The organism is Rhodosalinus sp. 5P4 (genome assembly GCF_041365695.1).
In the GTDB taxonomy this organism is placed as follows: domain Bacteria; phylum Pseudomonadota; class Alphaproteobacteria; order Rhodobacterales; family Rhodobacteraceae; genus Rhodosalinus.
Genome location: NZ_JBGFSJ010000001.1, coordinates 507,442 through 532,626, shown reverse-complemented (window position 1 = coordinate 532,626; position 25,185 = coordinate 507,442). Strand labels below are relative to the sequence as shown.

Below are 25,185 nucleotides of genomic sequence, written 5' to 3'. Positions count from 1 at the left end.
GGCGCTACCGCCTTTCACAGATTTCGCCAAGGGTCTGGCCGGCCAGTTCCTCCGACACGCGCTCGGCGATATCGCCGAGCGACAGGACACCCGCGAGGCGATCGTCCCGGTCGAGCACCGGAAGCCGGCGGACCTGCCGATCCCCCATGATCTCCGCGGCGCGGGCCACCTCCTCATCGGCGCGGCAGCTTGCCGGATGCCGCGTCATGAACGTGCAGACAAGCGTGTCCCGGGTGGCGTCCCGGGCCAGCGCGAAGGCGATGTCGCGATCCGTGACGATCCCCACCAGTATGTCCTCGCCCACCACGGGAAGCGCGCCGATGTCGTTCTCGCGCATGAGGCCGAGGGCGGTGCGGATCGACCCCCACGGGGAGATCGCGACCACGGGGCGCGACATGATCTCGCGAACCTTCATGGCAGGAAACGACACCCCGCACGCCGCGTTGCCCACGCGGCCAGCCGCCTCGGGATGCGGATGCCGCGCGGCAGTGGTGCGCGATGCCGGGGGCCGCGCTTTACGTCAGGATATGGCTCGATGCCCATGCCCGTCTCGCTTCGTCTGGGTCAGCTTGAGCGCTCGTCAGTCAAGCAGCCCCGCGCCGCCGCGGTCGTTAACGAGCGTTAATGATCGCGGGCCCCTTTTCGACCATGCTCCGCGGCAGGAGAGACAGGTCCCGGCACGGGCCGGAGAAGGAGCCGACATGGATCGCCTGAGTATCGTCGTGACGCTCTTGACGGGGCCCGTCCTCGTGGGCGGGCTGGTGATCACGGTGCTGTCCCTCGGTTTCTACAGCTGGATCCCGATCGCGGCCGCCGTCGTCGCGGGGCTGCTTCTGACCTGGCCGGCCGCCTACGCGATCTCGCGCCGGATCAAGCGCAAGGATCCGCACTGGAACGTCCGGAGCGGCAAGCCGGGCAGCGGCAAGCCCACCGACACCGACTTTCCCGAAACCTGATCCCCAGATCGGAGCCCCGCATGTCCCTGCCGCAAGTGGTTCTGTGCCACGCCGTCCGCACGCCCGTCGGAAAATTCGGCGGCACGCTCAAGGACAGGCCCGCAACCGAACTCGGCGCCACGGTCGTGCGCGAGACGCTGCGCCGCAGCAATCTCGCGCCGGACCTCGTCGACGGGGTGGTGATGGGCCAGGTGGTGACCGCGGGCACGGGCATGAACCCGGCGCGGCAGGCCGCGCTCGATGGCGGGCTGCCCGAGGCGGTACCGGCGATGACCGTCAACCGCGTCTGCGGGTCCGGCGCGCAGGCCATTGCGACCGCGGCGCAGGAGCTGTGGCTGGGCCATGCGCGCTGCATGATCGCGGGCGGCATGGAGAACATGGACCAGGGGCCGCATCTTCTCGGACGGGCGCGCTGGGGCTACCGCATGGGGCCGGGCACGATCGAGGACGCGACGCTGCGCGACGGTCTGAACGACGCCTTTTCCGGCGAGCATTCGGGCTGGCATACCGAGGACCTCGTCGCGGCGCGCGGGATCTCGCGCGAGGCGCAGGACGCCTGGGCCGCCCGGTCGCAGGCGCGCTTCATCGCGGCGCAGGAGCGCGGGGCGTTCGAGGCAGAAATCGTTCCGGTGAGCGTGCGCGCGAAGGGCGGCGAGACCGAATTCCGCAAGGACGAGGCGAACCGGCCCGATGCCACCGAGGACGGGCTTGCCAGGCTCGGGCCGGCCTTCCGCGAGGACGGCACGATCACCGCCGGCAATGCGCCCGGGTTGAACACCGCGGCGGCCGCGATGATCGTGGCCACGCGCGAGTTCGCCGAAGAGCACGGCCTGCAGGTTGCGGCACGCCTCGCCGCCGTGGGCGTCGGCGCGGTGGCGCCGGGCATGTTCGGCCTCGGGCCGGTGCCGGCCGTCCGGCAGGCGCTCGAGCGCGCGGGCTGGTCGATGGACGATATCGGCCGGGCCGAGATCAACGAGGCCTTCGCCGCCATCGCCATCGCGCTGACCGACGAATTCGGCCTTTCCGAGGAGATCGTCAACGCCGACGGCGGCGCGATCGCGCTCGGGCACCCAATCGGCGCGACCGGCGCGATTCTCACCACCCGCCTGATGCACGCCATGGACCGCGAGAGCGTGGGCCGGGGGCTCGTGACGCTGTGCATCGGCGGCGGGCAGGGCATCGCGCTGCTGCTGGAGCGCGACGCCTGAGCCTCGATGCCAAGCCAGAAGGAAAGGACGACCGATGACGACCGAGAAGAGAGTGGCCCTGGTGACGGGCGGCGTTCAGGGGCTGGGCGCCGCCGCCGCGCGCGCCCTTGCCGAGGGCGGCGCGTCGGTAGCCGCCACGCACCTTGGCGCCGGGGAGCGCGCGGACGCCTTCGCGAAGGAGACGGGCATGCCCGTCTTCGAATGGGACGTGGCCGATTACGACGCCTGCGCCGAGGGCATCGCGGAGGTGGAAGAGGCGCTGGGCCCGATCGACATCCTCGTGAACAACGCGGGCGTGAACCGGGACATGATGTTCCACAAGATGGACCGCGAGGATTGGGACGCCGTGATGCGGGTCGATCTGGGATCCATGTTCAACGTCACGCGCCAGGTGATCGACGGCATGCGGGAGCGCGGCTTCGGTCGGATCATCAACATCTCGTCGGTGAACGCGGCGCGGGGCCAGGCGGGCCAGACCAACTACTGCGCGGCCAAGGCGGGCGTCGAGGGTTTCACCCGCGCGCTCGCGCGAGAGACGGCCGGCAAGGGCATCACGGTCAACGCGATCGCCCCGGGCTATGCCGACACGCCGATGGTGGGCGCCATGCCCGACGAGATCCTGGACGGCATCGTGGACATGATCCCGCTCTCGCGGCTCGCCGAACCGCCGGAAATCGGGCGCTGCGTGAGGTTCCTCGCCTCCGATGACGCGGGTTTCATCACCGGGACCACTCTTGCGGTGAACGGCGGGCTCCGGATGGGGTAGACTGGGGCGCGACCGGCCCGGAAAAACGCGGCGGCGAAGGTTCGAAAGGAGCAGTCATGCCCGACACCAAGCACGAGACCCCCCGTTCCGCCAAGGCGGAGAAGGCCCGGAAGCCTGACGCGGACGAGGCGCAGGCCGAACGGTCCACGCCGCGCGAGGCGCGTAGTGGCCTCGACGCCGAGCCGCCCGAAATCGTCCACACCTCGCCGCTCGAGGCGCCCGACCGGTACAGCACCAAGAGCCTCGACCAGGCCGCCAACGCGCATCTGGCGCGCTTCACCCTCGGTGTGTCGCCCTATGGCCTCGCCTCCACCTTCTTCACGTGGTGGACCCACCTTGCCGGATCGCCCGGAAAGCAGGTCCAGCTGGCCGAGAAGGCCGCGCGCAAGGCGATGCGCTTCGGCGTCTACGCGGGCCAGCTCGCCCGGGATCCCGGCGCGGAGCCCTGCATCGAGCCCCTGCCCCACGACCACCGCTTCGAGGACGAGGGCTGGACGCGCTGGCCCTACAACGCCATCTACCAGGCTTTCCTGCTGAACCAGCAATGGTGGTACAACGCGGCCTGCGACATCGACGGCGTGACCCCCCGCCAGGAGCAGGTGGTCTCGTTCGTCACCCGGCAGATACTCGACATGATGTCGCCGTCGAATTTCGTGGCGACCAATCCCGAGGTCGCGGCGGCGACGTTCCGCGAAGGCGGCGCCAATCTCGTGCGCGGCGCCGAGCACTTCCTGGAAGACTGGGAGCGCGCGATCTCGGGCAAGCTGCCCGTGGGCACCGAGGACTACCTGCCGGGGCGCGACGTCGCCGTCACGCCCGGCAAGGTCGTCTACCGCAACCGGCTTCTGGAACTGATCCAGTACGCGCCGCAGACGGACAAGGTGAAGGCCGAACCGCTTCTGATCGTCCCGGCCTGGATCATGAAATACTACATCCTCGATCTCAGCCCGCACAACTCGCTGGTGAAATACCTCGTCGAGCAGGGGTTCACGGTCTTCATGGTGTCGTGGCGCAACCCCACGGCCGAGGATCGCGACAAGGGGATGGACGACTATTTCGACGCGGTGGCCGAGGCGTTGGACGCGGTGGGCGCGATCGTGCCGGACCGCAAGATCCACGGTGTCGGCTACTGCCTCGGCGGCACGCTGATGGCGGCCAAGGCGGCGCAGATGGCGCGCGACGGCGACGACAGGCTGGCCTCGCTGACGCTCTTCGCCACGCAGACCGATTTCGAGGAGCCGGGAGAACTTCAGCTCTTCGTCAGCGAAAGCGAGGTCGCGTTTCTCGAGAACATGATGTGGGACCAGGGCTATCTCGACACCAAGCAGATGGCCGGGGCGTTCCAGTTGCTGCGCTCGGCGGACCTGATCTGGTCGCGCTACGTCCACGAGTACCTGATGGGGCGCCGGCAGGAGATGTTCGACCTGATGGCGTGGAACGCCGACGCGACGCGGATGCCCTACCGGATGCAGAGCGAGTACCTGCGCAAGATCTTCCTGGGCAACGAACTCGCGGAAGGCAAGTACCGGCTGAACGGCAAGCCCGTGACGGTCGGCGACATCCACGCGCCGATCTTCTGCGTCTCGACCACGTCGGATCACGTCGCGCCCTGGCAATCGGTCTACAAGCTGCACCTGCTTGCCGACACGCAGCTCACCTTCGTGCTGACCAATGGCGGCCACAACGCCGGCATCATCAGCGAGCCCGGCCATGACGGCCGGGAGTACCGGATACGCACCACCGAGGACGGGGAGCCCTATCTCTCGCCCGAGGCGTGGCAGGCGTCGGCGGAACGGCAGGAGGGCTCCTGGTGGCCCGCGCTGACCGCATGGCTCGGCGAACGCTCCTCGAAGGAGGTGGCGCCGCCCGCCATGGGCACCACGTCGGGCCGCTATCGCCCGATCGAGGAGGCGCCCGGCGCCTACGTGTTCCAGCGCTGAGGCGCGGCGGCATGGGGGCGCGGCGCGAAGGGCTCGCGCCCGGCCCGCCGACACCTCCCAGCCCGTCGCGCGGCAAGACGCGGGCACGGGCTCGCACGCGGCGCGAGCACCCGGACATGGGCCGGAAAGACCCGCGATGCGTGCCGGCACGGACGGCGCGGCGCCCTGCCCGGCCGCGCGATGTCCATTGAAGGAATCCGGGGACACCCCGTCGCATGGTGTTGACCCGCCGGCGCCGCGAAACATCTGCGCCGGACACCGGTAACCGGATACGGCAGAGAGATGCATCGCCCCATCGCCACACGCGCCCATGGGCTGGAACGCCTGGAAAACTTCGTGCCAGCCATGGGCCGGCGCTACGCCAACGGGCGCAACCATGACCGGGGGCCCGGCCGGCACAAGGACGTCTCCGTCCTGTCGCCCTATATCCGGCGCAGGCTCGTCACCGAAGAAGAGGTCGCGGCCGCCGCGCTGGCCGCCCACGGCCCCGAGAACGCCGAGAAATTCGTCCAGGAAGTGATCTGGCGCGGCTATTTCAAGGGCTGGCTGGAACGCCGGCCCCAAGTCTGGACCCGCTATGCCGAGGGCGTCCGGGCCGATCTGGAGACCCTCGATCTCGACCGCCGCCTCCGGCGCGACGTGGGCCGCGCCGAGGAGGGGCGGACCGGGCTGGCGTGTTTCGACGCCTGGGCCGAGGAACTGGTCGAGACCGGGTATCTGCACAACCACGCGCGGATGTGGTTCGCCTCGATCTGGATCTTCACGCTGGAACTGCCCTGGCGTCTGGGCGCCGACTTCTTCTACCGCCACCTGCTCGACGGGGATGCGGCCTCGAACACGCTGGGCTGGCGCTGGGTGGCGGGGCTGCATACGCGCGGCAAGCCCTACCGCGCGCAGGCCTGGAACATCGCCAAGTTCACCGGCGGCCGCTTCACCCCGCGCGAGCGCGATCTGGCAGAGGTGACCGAGGGCCTTGAGGCGGAAGAGCCCGACGGGCTGCCCCCAGTCCAGCCGCTGCGCGAGGTCGCTGAACCCGACGCGCACGCGCCCGCCGCGCTTCTGATCACCGACGAGGATTGCCGCGTCGAGGAGTTCGACCTCGCCGGTCTCGACATCCGCGGCACCGCCACGCTGGCGGCCAGCCACCTGCGCTCGCCCCGGCCCGTGGCGGAGGCCGTCGCGCGGTTCGAGGCCGATGCGCTCGCCGACGCGGCGGCCCGGGCGGGCGTCTCGCCCGCCAGATTGCGCGCCGATCACCCGGATCTTCTCGCTCGCTGGGCGGCCGAGGCGGGGGCCACGCAGATCGTCACGCCCTATGTGACGCGCGGTCCGCTGCATGACTGGCTGATGGAGGCGCGGCCGGCGCTCGAGGCGCGTGGCATCGCGATCCGCGAGTGGCGCCGCGACTGGGACAGCGCGATCTGGCCCCACGCGACCGCCGGGTTCTTCAAGGTGAAGAAGAAGATCCCGCAGATCCTCGAACGGACGGTCGAGGCATGATGGACGTGGCAATCGTGGGGGCCGGAATCGCCGGCATCGCCTGTGCGCGGCGGCTTGCCGGGGCGGGGCTGGTGCCGGTGCTGTTCGACAAGGGGCGCGGCATCGGCGGGCGGGTCGCCACCCGGCGCGCCGACGGGCTGCAATTCGACCACGGCGCGCAGTACGTCACGGTGCGCGGGGATGCCTTTGCCGCGGTGCTCGACGCGGCTGAAACCCGCGAGGCTGTGGCGCGCTGGCAGGACGGCTCCGGGCGCGGCCGTTGGGTCGGCACGCCAGGGATGTCGTCGCTCGCCAAGGCGCTCGCACAGGGTCTCGAGGTGCGCCAGCGGGCCGAGGTCACCGCCCTGCGCCCCGACGAGGGCGCGTGGATGCTGCGCGTGCGCGACGCCTGGCACCGGGCCGCCCGCGTCGTTGTGACCGTCCCCGCGCCGCAAGTGGCGGGACTGCTGGGTGCGGATCATCCGCTGGTCGCGCCGCTGGCCGCCGTCGGGTTCGCCCCCTCCCTGACACTCATGGCGGCGCTGAGCGCGCCTGCCCCCTTCGTCACGCGGTGCGACCCGGATGATCCGCTCTCCTGGATTGCCCAGGACAGCAGCAAACCGGGCCGCCCCGCATCGGACGCGGTGGCGTGGGTCGCGCAGGCGAGTGCCGCGTTCAGCCGGCGCCACCTCGAAGACGACCCGGACGATATCGCCGCGGCAATGCTGCCCCTGCTCTGCGACAGGCTGGGCACCGCGCCCGACCGCGCGGTCCACGCCGCGGCGCATCGCTGGCGCTACGCCCACGTCACCGCGCCGCTCGGCCAGCCCTGCCTCGCGGCAGCGGATGGCACGCTTTGCCTTGCCGGGGACTGGTGCCTCGGCCCGCGCGTCGAGGCGGCCTGGACCAGCGGCACCGCCGCCGCCGACACCCTGCTGGAGCGCATGCCATGACCGATGACCCCCGGATCGCCCGGCTGCTCGCCCTGATCGGTTCCGCGCTGCGTCCACCGCCGGGCGCCGGGCGCATCGCCCTCGCGCTCGGGCTGGGGCTGCTCTGCCACACGCTTTTCGCGGCGGCCGTGCTGGCGATGATCGCCGCCATGTTCTTCGGGCTGAGCGAAAGCTTCGGCACCGTCCCGTGGCCCTGGGCGCTGCTGGCCAACGCGGCGCTGATCGCCCAGTTTCCGCTTGCCCATTCGTTCCTGCTGACCGGTCCGGGCGGGCGTTGGCTGACGCGGCTGATCCCCGGCCCGCACGGCGCGACGCTCGCCACTACCACCTATGCCATCATCGCCTCGGCGCAGCTGCTGGCGCTCTTCGCGCTCTGGACACCCTCGGGCATCGTCTGGTGGCGGGCCGAGGGCGCGGCGTTCTGGGCGATCTGCGCGGCCTATGCCGCAAGCTGGCTGTTGCTGATCAAGGCAAGCTTCGACGCCGGCGCGGAGGTGCAGTCGGGCGCGCTGGGATGGATGTCGCTGATGGCGCGGATCCGTCCGGTCTTTCCCGACATGCCGACGCAGGGCCTGTTCCGCGTGATACGGCAGCCGATCTACGTGGCGTTCGCGCTCACGCTCTGGACGGTGCCGGTCTGGACGCTGGACCAGCTCGCCCTCGCCGTCAGCTACACCGCCTATTGCCTGCTGGCCCCGCGCCTGAAGGAACGGCGCTTCGCCGCGCGCTACGGCGACCGGTTCGCGCGGTACCGCGCCTCCGTGCCCTATGTGGTGCCGCGGCCCAGACCGACACGGGACAATGCCGATGCGAAATGACCTGACGATCTACGACGCCGTGGCCGACCGATGGTGGTCGGGCGAGCTGCGCTGGGTGCGCACGCTCAAGAATCTCGTGCCGGGGCGTCTGGAATGGTTCGACCGGCATATCGACTGGGCGGGAAAGGACGTGCTGGACCTGGGATGCGCCGGCGGCTTCATGGCGGAGGCGATGGCCGGGCGCGGCGCGCGGGTCACCGGGATCGACCCCGCCGCCGAGGCGGTGGAGGCCGCGCGCCGCCACGCGGACGCCCAAGGGCTCGGGATCCGCTACGATGTCGGCGTGGGCGAGGCCCTGCCATACGACGACGCGGCCTTCGATGCCGTGGTCTGCGTCGACGTGCTCGAACATGTGGCCGACCTCGACCGGGTGCTCGCGGAGGTGGCACGCGTGCTGCGTCCGGGCGGGTGCTTTCTCTACGACACGATCAACCGCAACCCGCTGGCGCGGTTCGCCACCATCACCTTGGCCGAGGATCTGCTGCGCCTTCTGCCGCGCGGGACGCACGATCCCGCGATGTTCATCAAGCCGCGGGAGCTTTCGCGCGCGATGGAGGGCGCGGGCCTCGCGCCGGGGCCGATGACCGGCCTCGGGCCGCGCGGCATCGACCGCCGCCTGGACCTGACCTTCGGGCCCCTGCCCCTCACCGCGATCCTCTACATGGGCCTCGCCCGGCGGCCCGCCCTCGCAAGCGGAGATGTCTCATGCTGACCGCGGCGCTTCTCGCCACCGCGCTTCTTTTCGGGGGCATGGTGCTTTATTCCTTCGGTTTCGCGGCCTTCCTGTTCACCGCCCTGCCGCCGGACGTGGCCGGCACGACGATCCGGCGCGCCTTTCCACTGTTCTATCTTTTCGTCATGGGCGTCGCCGCGGCGGCGGCCGCGCTCGCGTGGCCCGTCGACCCGCTTGCGGCCGGGCTGCTCGCGCTGGTCGCGGCCACGACGCTGCCCACGCGGCAGATCCTGATGCCGGCCATCAACCGCGCCACCGACACGGGCGCGAAGGCGCGCTTCAAGTGGCTGCACGGGCTTTCCGTCGTCATCACCCTCGCCCATGTCGTAATCTCGGCCTATGTCCTGGCGCGCTTCGCCGGCGGAGGGCTCGCGTGACCGACCTGCCGCGTGAGAACGTCCAGTCCTACCCGCGCCCGCCGGCGCTGGAGCCCGTGCCGCAGCGCGTGACGGTCCGGCTTGGGGGCGTGACGGTTGGGTAGTGTCCCGGGAGGTGGTGTAGGAACTGGCGTCCACCTGCTTCTTCATAGCTGGTGTTGCTCGTTCACTGTGCGGCGATCATGACCGTCTCGTCGTCATTGTTGCACATGGCCGTCAGCTTTTCCACGGGCATGTAGCGGCGAGAGACGGCCCACTCGTCATTTTGCTCCAGCATGAGTGCGCCGACGAGGCGGATCACGGCCTCGCGGTTCGGGAAGATCCCGACGACGTTGGTGCGCCGCTTGATCTCCTTGTTGACGCGCTCCAGCGGGTTCGTGCTGTGCAGTTTCGAGCGCAGGCTCTCGTCGAAGGCCATGTAGGCCAGCACGTCGTGCTCGGCCTCATCCATGAGCTCCGCGACATCGCGGAACCGCTCGCGCAGGCTGTCGGCGACCTCGCGCCAGCGGGCATGGGCCTGGTCGCGGTCCTTCTCGGCGAAGACGGTCTTCACCACGGCGCTGACCACGGGCTTGTGGGCCTTGCCCACACGAGCCAGGAGGTTGCGCTGGAAATGCACGCGGCAGCACTGCCAGCCGGCGCCAAGGACTTTGCGTGCGGCGGCCTTCAGGCCCTCGTGGGCGTCGCTGATCACCATCTGCACGCCCCGCAGGCCGCGCCTGGTCAGGGAGCGGAGGAAGTCGGCCCAGAACGTCTCGGCCTCGGAGGGCAGGACCGTGATCCCCAGGACCTCGCGCCGTCCGTCCGTGTTGACCGCCACGGCCACTATCACCGCCATCGAGACGATCCGCCCGCCCTCGCGCAGCTTCACGTAAGTAGCGTCGAGCCAGAGGCGAGCCTTGTTGCGCCATTGGTTCGAGCAACAATGGCGAGCGCCAGTCACCCTCGAGGGGGCGGTTCAGGAACGCCTGCACCCGCTCGTCGATCTCCTCGCAGAGCCGGCTGACCTGGCTCTTGGAGGTGCCCGTCAGCCCCATCGCGCGCACCAGATCGTCGACGGCGCGCGTGGAAACACCGTGGATATAGGCTTCCTGGAGCGAGCCCTTGTTCGCCATTGGTTCAAGAACAATGGTCGAGCGCCATCAGCGCCTTCTCCGCCGTCCGGCGCGGCTCCAGGAAGGTCGGGAAGTAACTGCCCTTGCGCAGCTTAGGGATGTTCAGGCCGATGGTGCCTGCCCGGGTATCCCGTTGCCGCGGTCGGTAGCCGTTGCGCTGGTTCTCCCGCTCCGAGCTGCGCTCGCCGTGCCCGGCACCGCACACGGCGGCCACCTCATTCTCCCAATGATCGATCCCCCGGATCGATCACTTCACGGTCGAATTCCATCAGCCGCTGCGCCGCGGGCAGAGATTCGTTACCAAGCTTAGGGCCCGCCGGAGTCTTAAGCGCATTTCAAGAAAACGGCCCTCCGCCCGGATGGCGTCAGCAGCGTCCCACTTGTCGACGGCATGCTGCGCCACCTTGCGCCGCAATGGCCGTGAGGAATGAACCGCCGCCTAAGCGGCGGTTCGCTTGATGCTTACTGGCCGCGACCGTTGCCGCCGTGGCCACCAGCACCACCGCCTCCGTGACCATCGCCGCCGCCGTGGCCACCGCCATGCCCGGCACCACCGTGATCGGCAGCGCCCTGGCCACGATCGCCGTCACGCTCCGCGCCCGTTTGCGCTTGGTCGCCCCGCATTTCGCCTTGGCCTGTACCGGGCTTCTTCGCCTGATTGGTGTCGTGCTTCTTGGCGAGAACCGTGTCGTCCGGGCCGGCCCAGGGGTTGTTGTGTGCCGCATTCACGGCGGTCGTCGAAATCACCGATGCAATGAGGGCGGCGCTTGCCAGAAGTCCGTGTCTCATACCTGTTTACTTTCCTGTTTCTGGGTGGCGTGATTGCATTCCTATCACATTCAAGAATCATAATGTAAAAAAAATGGCGAAATTGTGCCGCAGGCGAAAGTCCACTAGAAAAAGCGGTATCGCGTCGATAACCCGTCTGAATGGTATTGATCGAGAGGCGTTCCGCATCGGCATGTTGCCATCTTTATCGCCAAAGGCGTCGTCGGATTGTCCGCGTTGGCACACCCGGTTTCTGTGTGGTTCTTTCTCTGTAGGGTGGTCGGGAACAAGGCGGAACCGACGAATTGATCGAGGAGCCCTTTTCACCCGGCGCCGATGTCACGCCAAATGGACGCACCTCCCGCCATAACCGCTGTCGCAAGAAAGTTCGACGACACGGCCCACGCACAGATGCCAGTCTGTATTCGTGCTGGTCTTCCACGAACCAACGCCGTCGTGACGGGCAAGGCCGGCCGGAAAAAGATCCCGGCCGGCCCGTCGTTCAGAAGCGCATCTGCAGCGACAGGCGCGCGCCATGGCTGGTGTAGTCGTCCGAGAACGCGCCGCGATACTCGGCATCGAGCGAGGTTTGCGACCCGCTGCCGCCAAGCGGCATCGACACCCCGAGGCCGATATCCAGCCAGTCGTCATCCTTGCCGTCGAGCGGCGTGCTGGCGACCAGGATATTGTCGAACGCGGTTTGCACGCTCTCATCGCTGCCGTTGCGGCTGGCATAGGCGACATGTCCGCGCAGCGTGGCCTGGCCCAGCATCGCTTCGCCGCGGGCGCCCAGACGCGCCAGCGTGAAGCTGTCGTCGAAATCCTCGACCGAGAGGTTGTAGATCCCGGCCCCGGTTTCGTCGAACCCATCCACCGAGGTGTTGTAGATCTCGATCGATCCCATCGGGCCGAAGGCGTAGCCGGCCCCGCGCACCGCCATGTAGTCGGCGCTGATCCCCGCGAAGGTCACCGTGCCGTCGGTGTCGCCGGTGGCTGTCCCGGTGAAGCCCGGAATGTCGATGTTGCGCTCGCTGTCGAAGTCGAGGTTCTGGACGCCGGCGAAGGCGCGGAAACTGCCGGCGGCGCCGATGGGTCCCTCGATGAAGCCGCCGAAGGCGAACCCCTCGGCGTCGAGCGAGCCGCGGGAGTCGTCGATGTCGGCGTCGGCACGGCCGTAACCGAGCATCAGCCCGCCATCGAGCCCGTCCGCCAGCGTCGTCTTGAGCCCGAAGCTCACGTCGGTCGTGGTGAAGTCGTAATCGCCGCCCGTCGACGTGCCGGAGACCTCGCCGGTGCTGCCGCCGAGCGAGACGAAGCCCTGCATGCTTTCACCCATCTGCCACCAGGGGCTGCCCTGGGTCGAGACGGTGGCGCTGCCCGCCGCGCCGACCCCCGCCGGAGTGCCGAGGGCGTGGACCTGGTTGCGGGCCAGTTCGTAGCCGAGCCCGCCATAGGCGCCGAGAAAACTGTAGCCCAGACGCTCCAGCGCTGTGTTCTGCTCGGCCGGTTCCTCGATCGCGAGGATATCGTCGATCGTCGTCAGGTAGCCCTCGTCGGCGCCGAGATAGGGAATGTTCGCCGAATCGAGCGCACCCGCCACGCTGAACTGGTAGGGCGTCCGGGTCTCTTCCACGATCTGCGCGAAGCGCGGTGCGTAGCGAAGGATAAACTGCCCGTCCTCGACGTTGCCGACCGTGATCGTGTAGTTCAGGTTGGCGTTGCGCAGATCCTCGATCCTGTCGACGCCGAAAAGCCCGTTGCTCTCGGCGCGTTCGAGGATCGCGTCGGGGACCGGAGCGCCGGGCGCGTAGGCGAGATCGTCCGCGTCGACACCGAGCGCGGCGGCAAGCTCGTCGAGGCGCGCATCGATGCCCGCGTCGGGGGCGAGGCTTCCGTAGGTCCACTGATCCGCGCCGACATTGTACCATGCCACCAGCGCGGACTCGTCGTCGGGATTGTCGTTGTCGTCCCAGAACAACCCGTCGGGCACCATGTTGTCGGCAAGAAACGCCTCCCCGAAGAACACGGTATAATCCGCCTGCGAGAGCAGCGCAGTCTCCCCGGGGCCGAAATCCAGCACGTCGATCGTGAAATCGTTGCTGAACCCGGCGCGATTGACGGTGCTTTCAGGATCGGCCGTGTTCGTCGTGAAGAACCCGATCTCTCCCTCGTTGCCGCCCGCGCCGAAAAGCCCGTCGACCAGCCGTCCGCCGAGGCCGATCTCCGTCGTGTCGAGATTGAAGAGGACGGCGTCGGCGGCGTCGAGTTCGCCCATGGGCGTGCCGTCCATGTCGAGCAGTTCGACGGAAAAGCCGGTGATCCGCGCTCCGGTGAAGTTTTCGATCTTGCCGAAGGTGAAATAATCGACGCTCGACGTGTCGACCTCGACGGGCCCCTCCGCGCCCTGGAGCGTGATCGTCTCGCCCGGCAAGGTCCCCGGCGTGGTCGACAGGATAAGGTCCAAGGGCGTCGGTCCGGTCAGCAGCGTCTTGATGCGCTTGCCGGATCCCCGCTCGGAGTCGCAGTAGACGTCGGGATTGCTGGCCATCAGGCAGTTCGTCATCTCGCCGCGGAAAGTGAGGGCCGAGTAGTCTGTGAGGAACACGGGGAAAGGATCGAGGAAAAGGAACTCTCCTTCGTTCTCGGGATCCTCGATGCGCGTGCGCGTGAAGGTCACGGCCTTGATGCCCGGCGCGACCACGCCCTCTTCCTCGTCGACGAGGATCAGGCCATCCCCCGATGTTCCCGCCAGCACGTCGTCGTCCAGCGTTCCCGCCCAGACCGGTCCGGCCGCGAGAGCCGCCAGAACGAGGGGCGATACCCCAACGCGCAATCTAGCCAGAAGCCCCGTGTCACTCTTTTGCATGTCAACTCCACTTGCTGCTGCGCCGGGTTTCTCCGGCCGCCATTCTTTCGCGCAGGGCGAGATGCGAGTTGTCCCCACTCAACGCCACTTTTCATAACATATTTTTTGAATACAAATTCGTTGATATTTATCAACGGCCGGACCCGTCCCGCGCGGCTGTGGCGAAACGATCACGGCAAGCCCGCCGCAGGCGGATCCGCCATTCCGCGTCGGGATGCGTGACGCCTGCACCGGCCATGGCCCCAAGACGCGGCTCTTCCGGCGCGGTCCGGCATTGCGGCGTGCCAATGTCCGCCGAGTCGGGCATGCTGTTGCGGCAAGCCATGACCGGAGAGCATCCATGACGAGACCCGTTTCACTTGCCGCGCTGTTGGCATGGGCGGCCTTCGCCGCCCCCGCGCAGGAGGCCGCCGACGCCGTCGCGCCCGAGGCCGGCACCAAGGCGGCGGCCTTTCCCGGGCTTTCGCCCGCGGCCGGGGCGGCCTTCGCGGCCCGTGCGGCCGGCGTGCCCGTCAGGGCGGAGACCTGGATGGTCGTGGCGGCGAATCCGCTCGCCGTAGAGGCCGGGGCCGAGGTGCTGGCCGCGGGCGGCAGCGCCGCGGATGCAATGGTCGCGGTCCAGGCCGTGCTGGGGCTGGTCGAGCCGCAAAGCTCCGGCCTGGGCGGCGGCGCCTTTCTGGTCTGGTACGATGCCGCCACGGGCGCGGTGACGACGCTGGACGGCCGCGAAACCGCCCCGATGGCCGCGCGGCCCACGCTCTTTCAGGACGAAAGCGGGGAGCCGCTGGATTTCTTCGACGCCGTCGTCGGCGGGCGCTCGGTGGGCACCCCCGGCACGCCGGCGCTGATGGAGGCCGCGCATCGCCGCTGGGGCCGCGCCAACTGGGGCGACCTTTTCGACGCCGCCATCGCGCATGCCGAAAACGGCTTCACCGTCTCGCCGCGTCTGGCAGAGCTCGTGGCGGGCGACGCGGACCGCCTGCGCCGCTTCCCGGCGACAGAGGCGTATTTCTTCCCCGGCGGCACGGGCATTTCCGCGGGCGACACGCTGCGCAATCCCGCCTATGCCCGGACCCTTCGCGCCATGGCGCGGGAGGGCGCCGACGCGATCTATTCCGGACCGGTCGCGGAGGGGATCGTCGCCACGGTGCGCGCGGCCGAGGGCAACCCGGGTCTTCTCTCGCTGGCCGATCTGGCCGCCTACGAGGTGGTCGAACGGCCCGCCGTCTGCGTCGAATACCGCGCGCATGATGTCTGCGGGATGGGGCCGCCCTCGTCCGGGGGGCTGACCGTCGGCCAGATCCTCGGCATGCTCGGGGGCTACGAGCTTGCGGACCTCGGGCCGGAGAGCGCCGAGGCCTGGCGGCTCATCGGCGACGCCTCGCGGCTCGCCTTCGCGGACCGGGGCCGTTACATGGCCGACAGCGACTTCGTGCCCATGCCCACCGAGGGGCTTGTCGATCCGGCCTACCTCGCCGAGCGGGGCGCGCTGCTGGCCGGCGACGACGCCCTGCCCGAGGTGGCGCCCGGCCGGCCCGAATGGGACCACGCGCGGATCTGGGCCGACGACACCTCCCTGGAACTTCCGTCGACCTCGCACATCTCGATCGTGGACCGCGACGGCAACGCGCTTTCGATGACCACAACGATCGAGAACGCCTTCGGTTCGCGACTGATGGCACCGGGCGGGTTCCTTCTGAACAACGAGCTGACGGATTTCTCGTTCCGCACCCATGCCGACGGCTATCCGGTCGCCAACCGGCTGGAGCCCGGAAAACGGCCGCGCTCTTCCATGGCGCCCACCATCGTCCTGCGGGACGGCGCGCCGGTTCTCGTCGTCGGCTCTCCCGGCGGGAGCCGTATCATCGGGTATGTCGCGCAAACGATCATCGCGCATCTGGATTGGGGCATGGACGTGCAGCAGGCCGTCGCCATGCCGCGGGCCGTCAACCGGTTCGGCACCTTCGATCTGGAGGCCGGCACCGAGGCGGAAGACCTGGCCGAGGGACTTGCGGCGCTCGGCTACGAGGTGAACGCGCGCAGCCTGACCTCGGGCCTGCACGCCATCGCCATCGATACCGATGGATTGACCGGCGGGGCCGACCCGCGGCGCGAGGGCATCGCGCTGGGCCGATAGAAAGCGTGGGGCCGCTCCGGTCAGCCCCCGCGAGCCCCGCAAGCTCTGCAGGTCCGGCCCGGGGGACGCCCGCCTACCCTCGGCGGCGGCCAGACCGCCGCGCCCCGTGGCGGACGGGCTTGCCCTTCGAGCGACGTCACCCGCAGGCCGGACGGACGAGGCGCGCGTAGACGTCGCCGGAGTTCGCGGCCGCCGGCAGAGCGTCCAGCGTTGCAGAGATCTCCTGCGGTGTCTGCCACCCGTCATGAAGCAGCCGGTGCTCCTCGCCGAGGCTGAGATTGTATTCGTAGGTCCCGAGCATGCCCAACCGCGCGATGCAGGCCCGCGCGGCGGCCCGCTGTATCATGGTGACCTCGAAGGACAGCAACGGCAGCGCGGTGCTCAGCCCCTGCAGCACGGCAGGTTCGTGCCCCTCCACGTCGATCTTCACGAAATCGGGCGTGCCATGGCGCGCGATCAACGCGTCGAGCGTGGTGACGGGCACCGTGACGGCGCTGTCCCAGACCTCGTCCTGCCAGCCCGGCGCGCCCGCCGCGGCGGCGATGAAATCCCGCTCGAGCGTCGCGACGGTCGGATTGCGCGGGTTGAGATGAAGGACGAGTTCCCCGGGCGCGGCCCCCGCGGCCATGGGCAGCAGGACGGCCCCCGGGGACCGGCCGTGGATCAGGCGGAGCGCCCGGAACACCCGGGGCTGCGGCTCCAACGCGACGACGGATGCGCCAAGCCCGAGGAAGCTGCCGGTTCGATCGCCCAGATGCGCGCCGATATCGAAAACGAGCGCCCCGGGCGACACGAGGGCGGCGTGCAGCGCATCCATGCGCGCGGTCCGCGCCCTGTCACGGTAGTAGATGTCCAGCGAGCGGCCGATGACCGACGCCGCCGGTTTCGTTCGTTTCGGGTTCGATGTCGCGTGCATCGCGGTCTCCAGGTTTCGGCGCGCGGATCGGCCGCTCCATCGATGCCGGCGCCATGGCCGAGATGCGAACGCCCGTCGCTGGTCCCGAAGAGTGACCCGGCCATCTTGCCTGCCCCGAGCGGCGTCCGAAACGCGGCCGACGGTCAGGCGCCTAACGCCGGAGCAGACGGGACTCGAAGCTCACGCCGACGCCGATCCGCGCGCTGTCCTGCGCCACGAGTGTCCCGAGCCCGTGGCGCCCGATGGCATTGGTCGCGAAGAGGTCGAGGCTTGCCGGTGCCGCGTCGAAGGCATAGCGCGCGCCCGCCGCCCAGACCGCGTCCTCGCCGCCCGACACGGGCGTCACCTCGCCGATCACCTGCCAGTTCGGACCGAAAGCGTGATTGATGCCAAGGCCGAGGCCGCCGATCTCCTCGTCGCCGAAGACGGCAAAGCGCGGATTGATGGTGACCGCTGTCGCCGCGCCGATGTCGCGGCTCGCTGCGAGGTCGGCGAAAAGCACGCCGGTCGTCGGCCGCTCCACGTCGCGCCCGGCAAGCAGCCCGGCGGAGAGGGAAAAGGCATCCCCGTTGTTGCGGTCGAGGAATTGCAGCCGCCCTCCGAACATGTAGCGGGCGTCCTGGCTGGGATTGCGGTCCGGACCGACGCTGCCGTCATCGGCGTAATCCTCGATCAGGGCCTCGATCTGTATCGCGTGATCGGGGCTGAAACGCAAGGCAAGCGCGGCGTTGTCGTCACTTCCCGCGCCGAGCCCGAGCTGGCCCTGGCCCGGACTGAGCGTATCGGCGCTCGACAAAGTGAACCCGGCCCGCGCCAACTGGCGGTCGCGCGGCGTCACCGGGCTCGGCGCGTCGACCCCGTAGGCCGCCCGCACCCGGTCGCGGGCACCCGGCGCATAGCTGAGCTTCAGTCCGAAAAGCGCCTCGTCGCCGCCCGGGAAGAGCGTCACGAGATCGGTGGCCGGCGACATCCCGAGCCCGTTCGTCGCGAAGACATCGAGCGCGACCCTCGGCGTGACGGCGTAGCGAAAGCCGGCGGTCCAGACCGGCCTGCGCTCGATCTCGCCGTCGGCGTCCAGCGTATTGCCGCCCGGTCCGACGCTGGCCGTGACCCCGCCATAGGCCTGCAGCCGCGGGCCGGGCTGCCAGGTGGCGCCCACGCCCATGTGCACGTTGGTCCCGAGAAACTCGTACCCCTCCAGCCGATCCGGAAAGACCGTGACCCCCGGCACCAGGTGAAGGCGGAGATCCGGGCCCACCCGGAAACTCGCCGGCAGCTTGAGCGTGGCCGCGGCGCCGTGGATCCAGTCATCCCCCGCCGTCGCGTCGGGCTCGATCCCGAAATATTCCAGCCCGGCAAGCGCGGCGAGGCTCATCCGCGCATCCGACCTCAGGAGAACCTTGAGATGCGCGCCGACTTTGGCGAGCGTGACATTATCCAGCGACCCGCCGATCGCCGAGACCGGCGGATCATCGAACACCTGCGCATCGATGCCGAACTGCAACCGCCCTGAACCGCGCCGGTCCACACCGCCGTGATAAAGCTGGATCCCGGTTCCGGCCCCTTTGTCGGGCCCCGTCTGGTGCGACCCGAATTCCAGCACGAGGCTGTCGCGCGGCAGCAGATATCCGGTATCGAAATTCGCATGGCGCGGTGCGGGGCTTTCGACGACCGGCTCGGCAAGGGCAGCGTCGGCAAAACCAATGCCCAAGACGACGATGGCGGCCTGAAGGCCCGGGACAGGCGGATGTTCGCGTCCTCGATTCACGTTCATCTCCGAACCGGTCTCCAATGCCAGGGCCCGCGGCTTTCGCCACGGCCGCCGGTCGTCACCGCGCGCGGGGAAGCGTAGTGTGCCAGCGCGGTCATGGGAACCGGCAAGAATTGCACCCGCGATTTTTCGATCCCGTCCGGGACCGGCAACACACAGGTCCTGGCGAGAGACGCAGGACCGAGGGCGCCAAGGATCGTTCAGCGGCTCACGGACGCGTTCTTTCCGACCGCGCACCGGTTCGCCCTCCCCCGGTTCGATCTCTGCGGCCGACGTCACCTTCCACTCGACCCCTTCCTTGCGGGGCGCCTCGTCCTGGTGCCACGCAACCCTGCGGCGATCGTCCCGCAGAAACGAGCGACTCCGTTCTTTTTTCGTTCCGACCCGCGCCTTATGCTGCGCCCTCGACTCACCCGGGCCGATCCATGACAGAGTTCCGCTTCGTTCACAGTTCCGACCTGCATCTCGGCCGCCGTTTCGGGCGGCTGCCGGAGGAGGTGCGCGGCCCGCTGGCCGAGGCGCGCCATACCGCGCTCGCCCGCCTCGCGGCGGCGGCGCGGGCGCATGGCGCGGCCCATGTCCTTCTGGCCGGGGACACGTTCGACACGCCCACCCCGTCCGACCGGGTGCTGCGGCAGGCGCTCAACGCCATGGCGGAGGCGGCGGGCGTCAGCTGGTGGCTGCTGCCCGGGAATCACGACAGCGCCGCGGGCGCCGAACCGCTCTGGGAGCGCATCGCCGCCGAGGCGCCGGCCAATGTCCATCCCGTGCGCGAGGCCGCGCCGGTCAACTTGGCGCCCGGCGTCACGCTTCTGCCCGCACCGGTCACGCGTCCGGCGCCGGGGCGCGACCTGACCTCGGCGCTCGACGCCATGGAAAGCCTCGAGGGCGCGCTCCGCATCGGGCTCGCCCATGGCGGGGTGGTCGATTTCGCGGAAACGGGGGCGAGCATTCCGCCCGACCGCGACCGCCGGGCCGGGCTCGACTATCTCGCGCTCGGCGACTGGCACGGCCGCCTCTCCGTCTCGGCGCGCACGCAATACCCCGGAACGCCGGAACAGGACCGCTTCCGCCACGGGCGCCGGGGCGTCTGCCTCGCCGTCACCCTGCCCGGCCCCGGCGCGGCGCCCGTCATCGAGGAGGTGGAAACCGGCGTCTTCCTCTGGCGCGAGGAAAGGCTGCCGCTGGTGCCCGGAACCGACCCCGAGGCGCAGCTTGCCGCGCTGCTCCCCGCCTCGGGCCGGCGGGAGGTGCTCCTGCGCCTGAGCGCGGAGGGGCGCGCGCGCCTCGCGGAGCGCGCCGCGCTTGCCCGCGCCGCGGCCGCCGCGGCCCCGGATTTCTGGCATTTCGACCTGATCGCGGACGCCCTCGCCACGGAGCCCGACGCCGCGGACCTCGACGCCATCGACCAGGCCGGCGCGCTGCGCCGGGCCGCCGACGCGCTCGCCGCCGAAGCCGCGGACGAGACGCTGGATGCGACCGCGCGGCGCACCGCGGCGGCGGCGCTGGCGCGGCTTTATGCCTATGTGGTGGAGGGCGCGGCATGAAGCTTCGCGCCCTGCGCCTCGAGCATGTCCGCCGCTTCGACCGTCCGGTGCAGATCGACGGGATGGGCGACGGGCTCAACCTGCTCTGCGCGGCCAACGAACAGGGCAAGTCCACCCTCTTCGACGCGCTGCACGCAATTTTCTACACCCGCCACGGCTCACGCGCGCAGGACGTGCTCGCGCTGCGGCCCCATGCCGGCGGCGCGCCCGAGATCCGCGCCGAGATCGAGAGCGAGCAGACCGGCCCCGTCACCCTGGTCAAGCGCTGGCTCTCGCGTCCCGAGGCGCGGATCGAGCGCGACGGCCGCGTGATCGCCCGCGCCGACGAGGCCGAGGCGGTCATCGCCGACCTCGTGGGTGGCGCCGAGGGCGGTCCGGCCGGGCTGCTCTGGGTGCGCCAGGGCCTTCACGGCCTCGAGGACGGCACCGGAAAGGCCCGCGACGCGGCGCTGGCCGCGCGCCGCGATCTGCTGTCCTCCGTGGCAGGCGAGGTCGACGCGATGACGGGCGGCCGGCGCATGGACGCGGCGCTGGCGCGTTGCCGGGAGGAGTTGACGGAGCTGGCGACGCCGGGTCGCGCGCAGCCCCGCGGCGCCTACAAGGCCGCGCTGGACGAGGCCGCGGCGCTCGCGGATCGCGCCCAAGGCCTTGCCGAAACCGCGCGCGCGCTCTCCGAGGCCCTGAAGGACCGCCGGCGGTGCCGCGAGGAGCTGGCCGCGCTCGACGATCCCGAGGCCATGGAAGAGCGGCGCGCGCGCCTCGCCGTGGCCGAGGCGGCGCACGAGGCCGCGGAAAAGCATGCCGAGCATCTGGACGCCGCCAGACGCAGCCGCGATCTTGCGCGCCTGGAGGCGCGGCAGGCGGCCGAACGGCTGCTCGCCCTGAGCGAGGCCCGCGCCACCCGCGAGACGGCCAATCGGGCCTGCCAAGAGGCCGACGTCGCATTGGAGGACGCACGGCAACGCGAAACGCAGGCCGCGGAGGCCGCCGCAGAGGCCGAGCGCACCCGCGCGGAGGCCGCCGCCGCGAAGGCCAGAGCCGATGCCGCGCGCCGCGAGGCGGAACGCCAGGCCGCGGCGGCAGACGGCGCCCGCCGGCGCGCGGAGCTGACCGGGCGGCTCGCCCGGGCCGAGGCGGCCGTGGCGGCGCGCGATGCCGCCGCCCGGCGGGCCCGGCGAGGCCCCGACGCCGAAGCGATGCGCGGGATCGAGGCCGCCGCGCAGCACCTCGCCACCGCCCGGGCGCTGCGCGATGCGCGCGCGGCGCAGCTGACCATGCGCTACGCGAGGGGACACCCCGGCCGGGTCACGCTAAACGGCCGCGTGCTCGAGGACGGCGCGCAGGTCGCGCTGACCGGTCCGGCAACGCTCGACATCGCGGAGATCGGGCGGCTCGAGATCGATCCCGGAGAAGCCGCGGGCGCCGGTGCCGCGGACATGGACGCCGCCGCCCGCGCCCTCGCCGAGGCGCTGGCCGCAGCCGGGGCGGACACGCTCGAGGACGCCCGCGAGGCCGCCACGGCGCGCGAGGCCGCAACCCGCGAGGCGGCTGAAGCCGCGGCGCGTCTCGACGCGCTTGCGCCGGACGGCACCGACGCGCTTCGCGCCGCCATCGCCGCCCTGCCAGCCGCCGACGAAAACCCGGAAGATACGACCGCGCCCGATCCGGACACCGCAGAGGCCGCCTGCGCCGCGGCGGCGGCCACGCTCGGGGCCGCGGAGGAGGCGCGGGAGCGGGCCCAGGCCACGCTCGCCACGCGGCGCGAGGCACGCGCCGCGGCGGATGCCCGCGCCCGCGCGGCGCGCGACAGGCTGGAGACGGCGGCGGCCGCGCTCGCCCGGATCGCGGACGCGGACGAGGCCGCGCTCGATGCCGAACGCGTCACGCTCGAGGCGAAGGAAGCCGAGGCCGCGGCGGCGCTTTCCGCGCTCGAACGCGATGCGCCCGACCTCGAGGCCGCGCGCGCACGGCTGCGCCGGGCCCGGGACGTGGTGACCGGCGCCCAGGCCGAGGCGCAGGAGCTTCGCCTGCGCCTCGCCGCGCTCGACGCGCGGATCGGTCAGGCCGCGGGCGAGGCGGTCGAGGAAGAACTCGCCGACGCACGCGCCCGCCATGCCGCCGCCGAGGCCCGCGCGGCGGCCTATGCCGGCGAGGTCGCCGCGCTGCAACGGCTGGAAGGCGCGCTGGAAGACGCGCGCAAGGCCGCGAGGGAGCGCTATTTCTCGCCTGTCGCCCGTGAGTTGCGCCCGCTTCTTCATCTGCTGTGGCCCGAGGCGGAGCTGGTCTGGGCCGATGACACCCTTCTACCCCGCGCGCTGATCCGCGATGGCCAGGAAGAGCCGGTGAACATCCTTTCGGGCGGCACGCAGGAACAGCTCGCGCTGCTCGTGCGCCTCGCCTTCGCGCGGATGCTTGCGGCACAGGGCCGTCACGCGCCGGTCATCCTCGACGACGCGCTCGTCTTCACCGATGACGAGCGTATCGAGCGGATGTTCGACGCGCTCCACCGGCAGGCCGGCGACATCCAGATCCTCGTGCTGTCCTGCCGTCAGCGGGCGTTCCGCGATCTCGGCGGGCGCAGGCTGCGCTTCGCGCCGGCGCAAGACTGAGCTTGCACCGTCCCCCCGGGTGGTGTGCTGTGCGCCGCATGGACAGGATGGCCGCGATTCTCTGCTTCACCGCGGCGGTGTTCTTCGCCGCCTCGCCCTTCGTGAACCCCGGCTTCGACGGGTTTGACACCGCGGCCTTCCCGGTGCCGCTGGAGGATCCGCCGGTCCAGCCGGCGGGCTGGGCCTTCGCCATCTGGGGCCTGATCTATCTCTGGCTCGTCGCCGGCACCGCCTTCGGCCTTTTCGCGCGGTTCGACAGCGACGACTGGGCGGCGATGCGCTGGCCGCTCACCGGCAGCCTCGTGCTTGGCGCGGCCTGGCTCGGGGTGGCGCAGCTCTCCGCGATCTGGGCCACCGTGCTCATCTGGGCGATGCTCGCGCTCGCCCTGCTCGCCCTCGCGCGGACGGGGCGCACCGACCGGCTCTGGCAGGAAGCGCCCGTCGCGCTTTACGCGGGCTGGCTCACGGCGGCGAGCTGCGTGGGGCTCGGCGTCGTCCTGGGCGGCTACGGCGTTCTGGCGCCCGTGCCGACCGCCCTCGCCATGCTCGCCCTGGCCTTGGGCATCGCGCTTGCCGTGCAACTGCGCGTGACCCGCGCGCCGGAATACGGCGCGGCGGTGATCTGGGCGCTCGCGGGCGTCACGGTGGCGAACCTGTCGCGGCCGGAACCGCTCGTCGCCGCGCTCGCCGGGGCCGGCGCGATCGCGGTGGCCGCCGCGGTGGTCCTGCGCCGCCGCTAACGCCCCGAGCGCCCGTCGAGATGCTTGCGCAGCTTCGAAGGCTGCGCTTTCTTCTTCGCCTTGTAGGGGTTCCGGTCGGACTGGCTGCGCATCCACAGCCGGATCGGCGTGCCCGGCATGTCGAAATCGTCCCGCAACCCGTTGACGAGATAGCGCGAATAGCTTTCGGGCATCTTGTCTGGATGGGAGCACTTCACGACGAAGCCGGGCGGCCGGGTCTTGGCCTGCGTCATGTATCGCAGCTTGATGCGGTGCCCGCCCGGCGCGGGCGGGGGGTGCGCGGCCACCATCTCGCCGAGCCAGCGGTTGAGCTGCGCCGTGGGCACGCGGCGGTTCCAGACATCATGGGCGCGCGCCACGGCCGCGCGCAGCCGGTCGAGGCCCTTGCCCGTCCGGGCCGAGACGGTGACGAGCGGCGCGCCGCGCAATTGCGGCAGAAGCCGCTCGAACGCCTCGCGCAGGTCGCGCAGCTTTTCCTGCCTGTCGGTCTCGGCGTCCCACTTGTTGACCGCGACGACCACGGCGCGGCCTTCCCGCTCGGCCAGGTCCGCGATGCGAAGGTCCTGGCTTTCGAAGGGAATCGCGGCATCCAGAAGCACCACCACCACCTCGGCGAACTTCACCGCGCGCAGCGCATCCGCGACCGAGAGCTTCTCGACCTTGTCCTGCACCCTGGCCTTCCGGCGCATCCCCGCCGTGTCGAAGATCCGCACCGGCAGCCCGTCCCACCGCGTGGCGACCGAGATCGCGTCGCGGGTGATGCCGGCCTCCGGGCCGGTCAGCAGCCGCTCCTCGCCGATGATGCGGTTGACGAGCGTGGACTTGCCGGCGTTGGGCCGGCCCACCACGGCGATCTGCAAGGGCCGTGCCACGGTCGGGCCGCCCGCGCCCTCGGCCCGGCCCTCCTCGTCCACGTCGAGATCGGTGAGCGGGGCCTCGGCCTCCATCTCTTCCTGCTTGGCCTCGACGAGCGGGAAGAGCGCGGCGGCCAAGTCGGCCATCCCTTCACCGTGCTCGGCCGACAGCGCGATGGGCTCGCCCAGCCCGAGGCCCCAGGCCTCGATCAGGCCGGCCTCGGCCGCCGTGCCCTCGCACTTGTTGGCCGCGAGGATCACGTGATCGGCCTTCTTGCGCAGGATCTCGGCGAAGACCTCGTCGGTCGGGGTGACGCCCGTCCGCGCGTCGATCAGGAAAAGGCAGGCATCCGCCTGCTCGACCGCGCGCTCGGTGAGCCGGCGCATCCGGCCCTGCAGGCTTTCGTCCGTCGCCTCCTCGAGGCCGGCCGTGTCGATCACGGTGAACCTCAGCGCGCCGAGCCGCGCCGCACCCTCGCGCAGGTCACGGGTGACGCCGGGCTGGTCGTCCACCAGCGCCAGCCGCTTGCCCACGAGACGGTTGAAAAGCGTGGACTTGCCCACATTGGGGCGGCCCACGATGGCGAGGCGAAAGCTCATAAGGAAGGCTCCGGTCGGTCAGACCCGGCCCG

General features: G+C 70.6%; 19 protein-coding genes and 1 pseudogene. 14 read left to right on the top strand and 6 right to left on the bottom strand.

Features of this window, described 5'->3' with window-relative positions; genetic code table 11:
* Window positions 1–4 precede the first annotated feature (4 nt).
* Window positions 5–415 carry a CBS domain-containing protein gene (locus AB6A69_RS02595; RefSeq protein ID WP_371059546.1) on the bottom strand — a complete coding sequence of 137 codons (411 nt, stop codon included), beginning with the start codon at window positions 413–415 and terminating at the stop codon, window positions 5–7.
* Window positions 416–701: 286 nt separating this feature from the next.
* Here AB6A69_RS02595 and AB6A69_RS02590 point away from each other — a divergent pair, with 286 nt between their 5' ends.
* From AB6A69_RS02590 to AB6A69_RS02550, 9 genes are all read left to right on the top strand, one after another.
* On the top strand, window positions 702–956 hold the full coding sequence (locus AB6A69_RS02590; RefSeq protein WP_371038633.1) for a hypothetical protein: 255 nt from the start codon (window positions 702–704) through the stop codon (window positions 954–956).
* A gap of 20 nt (window positions 957–976) precedes the next feature.
* The gene (locus tag AB6A69_RS02585) at window positions 977–2,164 is read left to right on the top strand and encodes an acetyl-CoA C-acyltransferase (RefSeq protein WP_371059545.1); all 1,188 of its coding nucleotides are present in this window, start codon (window positions 977–979) and stop codon (window positions 2,162–2,164) included.
* 34 nt (window positions 2,165–2,198) lie between these two features.
* Window positions 2,199–2,930, top strand: a complete 732-nt coding sequence (phbB, locus tag AB6A69_RS02580) for an acetoacetyl-CoA reductase (RefSeq protein ID WP_371059544.1) — start codon at window positions 2,199–2,201, stop codon at window positions 2,928–2,930.
* A 56-nt stretch (window positions 2,931–2,986) separates the two neighbouring features.
* Complete coding sequence (locus tag AB6A69_RS02575) at window positions 2,987–4,870, top strand: PHA/PHB synthase family protein (protein WP_371059543.1); 1,884 nt, start codon at window positions 2,987–2,989, stop codon at window positions 4,868–4,870.
* Window positions 4,871–5,152: 282 nt separating this feature from the next.
* On the top strand, window positions 5,153–6,370 hold the full coding sequence (locus AB6A69_RS02570; protein ID WP_371059542.1) for an FAD-binding domain-containing protein: 1,218 nt from the start codon (window positions 5,153–5,155) through the stop codon (window positions 6,368–6,370).
* The gene (locus tag AB6A69_RS02565; protein WP_371059541.1) at window positions 6,367–7,302 is read left to right on the top strand and encodes an NAD(P)/FAD-dependent oxidoreductase; all 936 of its coding nucleotides are present in this window, start codon (window positions 6,367–6,369) and stop codon (window positions 7,300–7,302) included. Before AB6A69_RS02570 ends, AB6A69_RS02565 begins: the two co-directional genes overlap by 4 nt.
* Window positions 7,299–8,120: an isoprenylcysteine carboxylmethyltransferase family protein gene (locus AB6A69_RS02560; protein WP_371059540.1), complete on the top strand. Its 822-nt coding sequence runs from the start codon at window positions 7,299–7,301 to the stop codon at window positions 8,118–8,120. The genes AB6A69_RS02565 and AB6A69_RS02560 overlap by 4 nt, the downstream gene beginning before the upstream one ends.
* Window positions 8,110–8,832, top strand: a complete 723-nt coding sequence (gene ubiG / locus AB6A69_RS02555; RefSeq protein ID WP_371059538.1) for a bifunctional 2-polyprenyl-6-hydroxyphenol methylase/3-demethylubiquinol 3-O-methyltransferase UbiG — start codon at window positions 8,110–8,112, stop codon at window positions 8,830–8,832. The genes AB6A69_RS02560 and ubiG overlap by 11 nt, the downstream gene beginning before the upstream one ends.
* A complete protein-coding gene (locus AB6A69_RS02550; RefSeq protein ID WP_371059537.1) occupies window positions 8,826–9,230 on the top strand; it encodes a DUF4149 domain-containing protein in 405 nt (134 codons plus the stop codon). Before ubiG ends, AB6A69_RS02550 begins: the two co-directional genes overlap by 7 nt.
* Before the next feature lie 166 nt (window positions 9,231–9,396).
* On the opposite strand, the pseudogene AB6A69_RS02545 reads toward AB6A69_RS02550, so the two are convergent.
* Window positions 9,397–10,568: pseudogene (locus tag AB6A69_RS02545) on the bottom strand (IS256 family transposase); the annotation flags it as partial.
* 263 nt (window positions 10,569–10,831) lie between these two features.
* On the opposite strand from AB6A69_RS02545, the gene AB6A69_RS02540 reads away from it, so the two are divergent.
* Window positions 10,832–11,167 carry a hypothetical protein gene (locus tag AB6A69_RS02540; RefSeq protein WP_371059536.1) on the top strand — a complete coding sequence of 112 codons (336 nt, stop codon included), beginning with the start codon at window positions 10,832–10,834 and terminating at the stop codon, window positions 11,165–11,167.
* 448 nt (window positions 11,168–11,615) lie between these two features.
* Here AB6A69_RS02540 and AB6A69_RS02535 read toward each other — a convergent pair whose 3' ends face one another.
* Entirely contained in the window at window positions 11,616–13,979 is a 2,364-nt protein-coding gene (locus tag AB6A69_RS02535; protein ID WP_371059535.1) for a choice-of-anchor F family protein, read from the bottom strand.
* Window positions 13,980–14,319: 340 nt separating this feature from the next.
* Here AB6A69_RS02535 and ggt point away from each other — a divergent pair, with 340 nt between their 5' ends.
* The gene (gene ggt / locus AB6A69_RS02530) at window positions 14,320–16,116 is read left to right on the top strand and encodes a gamma-glutamyltransferase (RefSeq protein WP_371059534.1); all 1,797 of its coding nucleotides are present in this window, start codon (window positions 14,320–14,322) and stop codon (window positions 16,114–16,116) included.
* 136 nt (window positions 16,117–16,252) lie between these two features.
* On the opposite strand, the gene AB6A69_RS02525 is transcribed toward ggt, so the two are convergent.
* Both AB6A69_RS02525 and AB6A69_RS02520 read right to left on the bottom strand, forming a co-directional pair.
* A complete protein-coding gene (locus tag AB6A69_RS02525) occupies window positions 16,253–17,032 on the bottom strand; it encodes an FkbM family methyltransferase (RefSeq protein ID WP_371059533.1) in 780 nt (259 codons plus the stop codon).
* Window positions 17,033–17,183: 151 nt separating this feature from the next.
* Window positions 17,184–18,806 (bottom strand): hypothetical protein, encoded by a 1,623-nt coding sequence (locus tag AB6A69_RS02520; protein WP_371059532.1) that lies wholly within the window; start codon window positions 18,804–18,806, stop codon window positions 17,184–17,186.
* A 422-nt stretch (window positions 18,807–19,228) separates the two neighbouring features.
* Here AB6A69_RS02520 and AB6A69_RS02515 point away from each other — a divergent pair, with 422 nt between their 5' ends.
* From AB6A69_RS02515 to AB6A69_RS02505, 3 genes are read left to right on the top strand one after another with little or no spacing between them, the layout of a single operon-like run.
* A complete protein-coding gene (locus AB6A69_RS02515) occupies window positions 19,229–20,350 on the top strand; it encodes an exonuclease SbcCD subunit D (protein ID WP_371059531.1) in 1,122 nt (373 codons plus the stop codon).
* The gene (locus tag AB6A69_RS02510) at window positions 20,347–22,959 is read left to right on the top strand and encodes an AAA family ATPase (RefSeq protein ID WP_371059530.1); all 2,613 of its coding nucleotides are present in this window, start codon (window positions 20,347–20,349) and stop codon (window positions 22,957–22,959) included. The genes AB6A69_RS02515 and AB6A69_RS02510 overlap by 4 nt, the downstream gene beginning before the upstream one ends.
* Before the next feature lie 38 nt (window positions 22,960–22,997).
* The gene (locus AB6A69_RS02505; RefSeq protein ID WP_371059529.1) at window positions 22,998–23,699 is read left to right on the top strand and encodes a hypothetical protein; all 702 of its coding nucleotides are present in this window, start codon (window positions 22,998–23,000) and stop codon (window positions 23,697–23,699) included.
* Here the strand turns inward: AB6A69_RS02505 and der are convergent.
* Complete coding sequence (gene der / locus AB6A69_RS02500) at window positions 23,696–25,153, bottom strand: ribosome biogenesis GTPase Der (protein WP_371059528.1); 1,458 nt, start codon at window positions 25,151–25,153, stop codon at window positions 23,696–23,698. The genes AB6A69_RS02505 and der overlap by 4 nt on opposite strands.
* Window positions 25,154–25,185 lie beyond the last annotated feature (32 nt).

Coding starts and splice junctions, on each gene's coding strand:
- AB6A69_RS02575 (WP_371059543.1), top strand. CDS start 2,987: ATGCCCGACACCAAGCACGAGACCCCCCGTTCCGCCAAGGCGGAGAAG.
- ggt (WP_371059534.1), top strand. CDS start 14,320: ATGACGAGACCCGTTTCACTTGCCGCGCTGTTGGCATGGGCGGCCTTC.
- AB6A69_RS02595 (WP_371059546.1), bottom strand. CDS start 415: ATGAAGGTTCGCGAGATCATGTCGCGCCCCGTGGTCGCGATCTCCCCG.
- AB6A69_RS02560 (WP_371059540.1), top strand. CDS start 7,299: ATGACCGATGACCCCCGGATCGCCCGGCTGCTCGCCCTGATCGGTTCC.
- AB6A69_RS02590 (WP_371038633.1), top strand. CDS start 702: ATGGATCGCCTGAGTATCGTCGTGACGCTCTTGACGGGGCCCGTCCTC.
- der (WP_371059528.1), bottom strand. CDS start 25,153: ATGAGCTTTCGCCTCGCCATCGTGGGCCGCCCCAATGTGGGCAAGTCC.
- AB6A69_RS02535 (WP_371059535.1), bottom strand. CDS start 13,979: ATGCAAAAGAGTGACACGGGGCTTCTGGCTAGATTGCGCGTTGGGGTA.
- AB6A69_RS02585 (WP_371059545.1), top strand. CDS start 977: ATGTCCCTGCCGCAAGTGGTTCTGTGCCACGCCGTCCGCACGCCCGTC.
- phbB (WP_371059544.1), top strand. CDS start 2,199: ATGACGACCGAGAAGAGAGTGGCCCTGGTGACGGGCGGCGTTCAGGGG.
- AB6A69_RS02515 (WP_371059531.1), top strand. CDS start 19,229: ATGACAGAGTTCCGCTTCGTTCACAGTTCCGACCTGCATCTCGGCCGC.
- AB6A69_RS02550 (WP_371059537.1), top strand. CDS start 8,826: ATGCTGACCGCGGCGCTTCTCGCCACCGCGCTTCTTTTCGGGGGCATG.
- AB6A69_RS02520 (WP_371059532.1), bottom strand. CDS start 18,806: ATGAACGTGAATCGAGGACGCGAACATCCGCCTGTCCCGGGCCTTCAG.
- ubiG (WP_371059538.1), top strand. CDS start 8,110: ATGCGAAATGACCTGACGATCTACGACGCCGTGGCCGACCGATGGTGG.
- AB6A69_RS02525 (WP_371059533.1), bottom strand. CDS start 17,032: ATGCACGCGACATCGAACCCGAAACGAACGAAACCGGCGGCGTCGGTC.
- AB6A69_RS02505 (WP_371059529.1), top strand. CDS start 22,998: ATGGACAGGATGGCCGCGATTCTCTGCTTCACCGCGGCGGTGTTCTTC.
- AB6A69_RS02570 (WP_371059542.1), top strand. CDS start 5,153: ATGCATCGCCCCATCGCCACACGCGCCCATGGGCTGGAACGCCTGGAA.
- AB6A69_RS02565 (WP_371059541.1), top strand. CDS start 6,367: ATGATGGACGTGGCAATCGTGGGGGCCGGAATCGCCGGCATCGCCTGT.
- AB6A69_RS02510 (WP_371059530.1), top strand. CDS start 20,347: ATGAAGCTTCGCGCCCTGCGCCTCGAGCATGTCCGCCGCTTCGACCGT.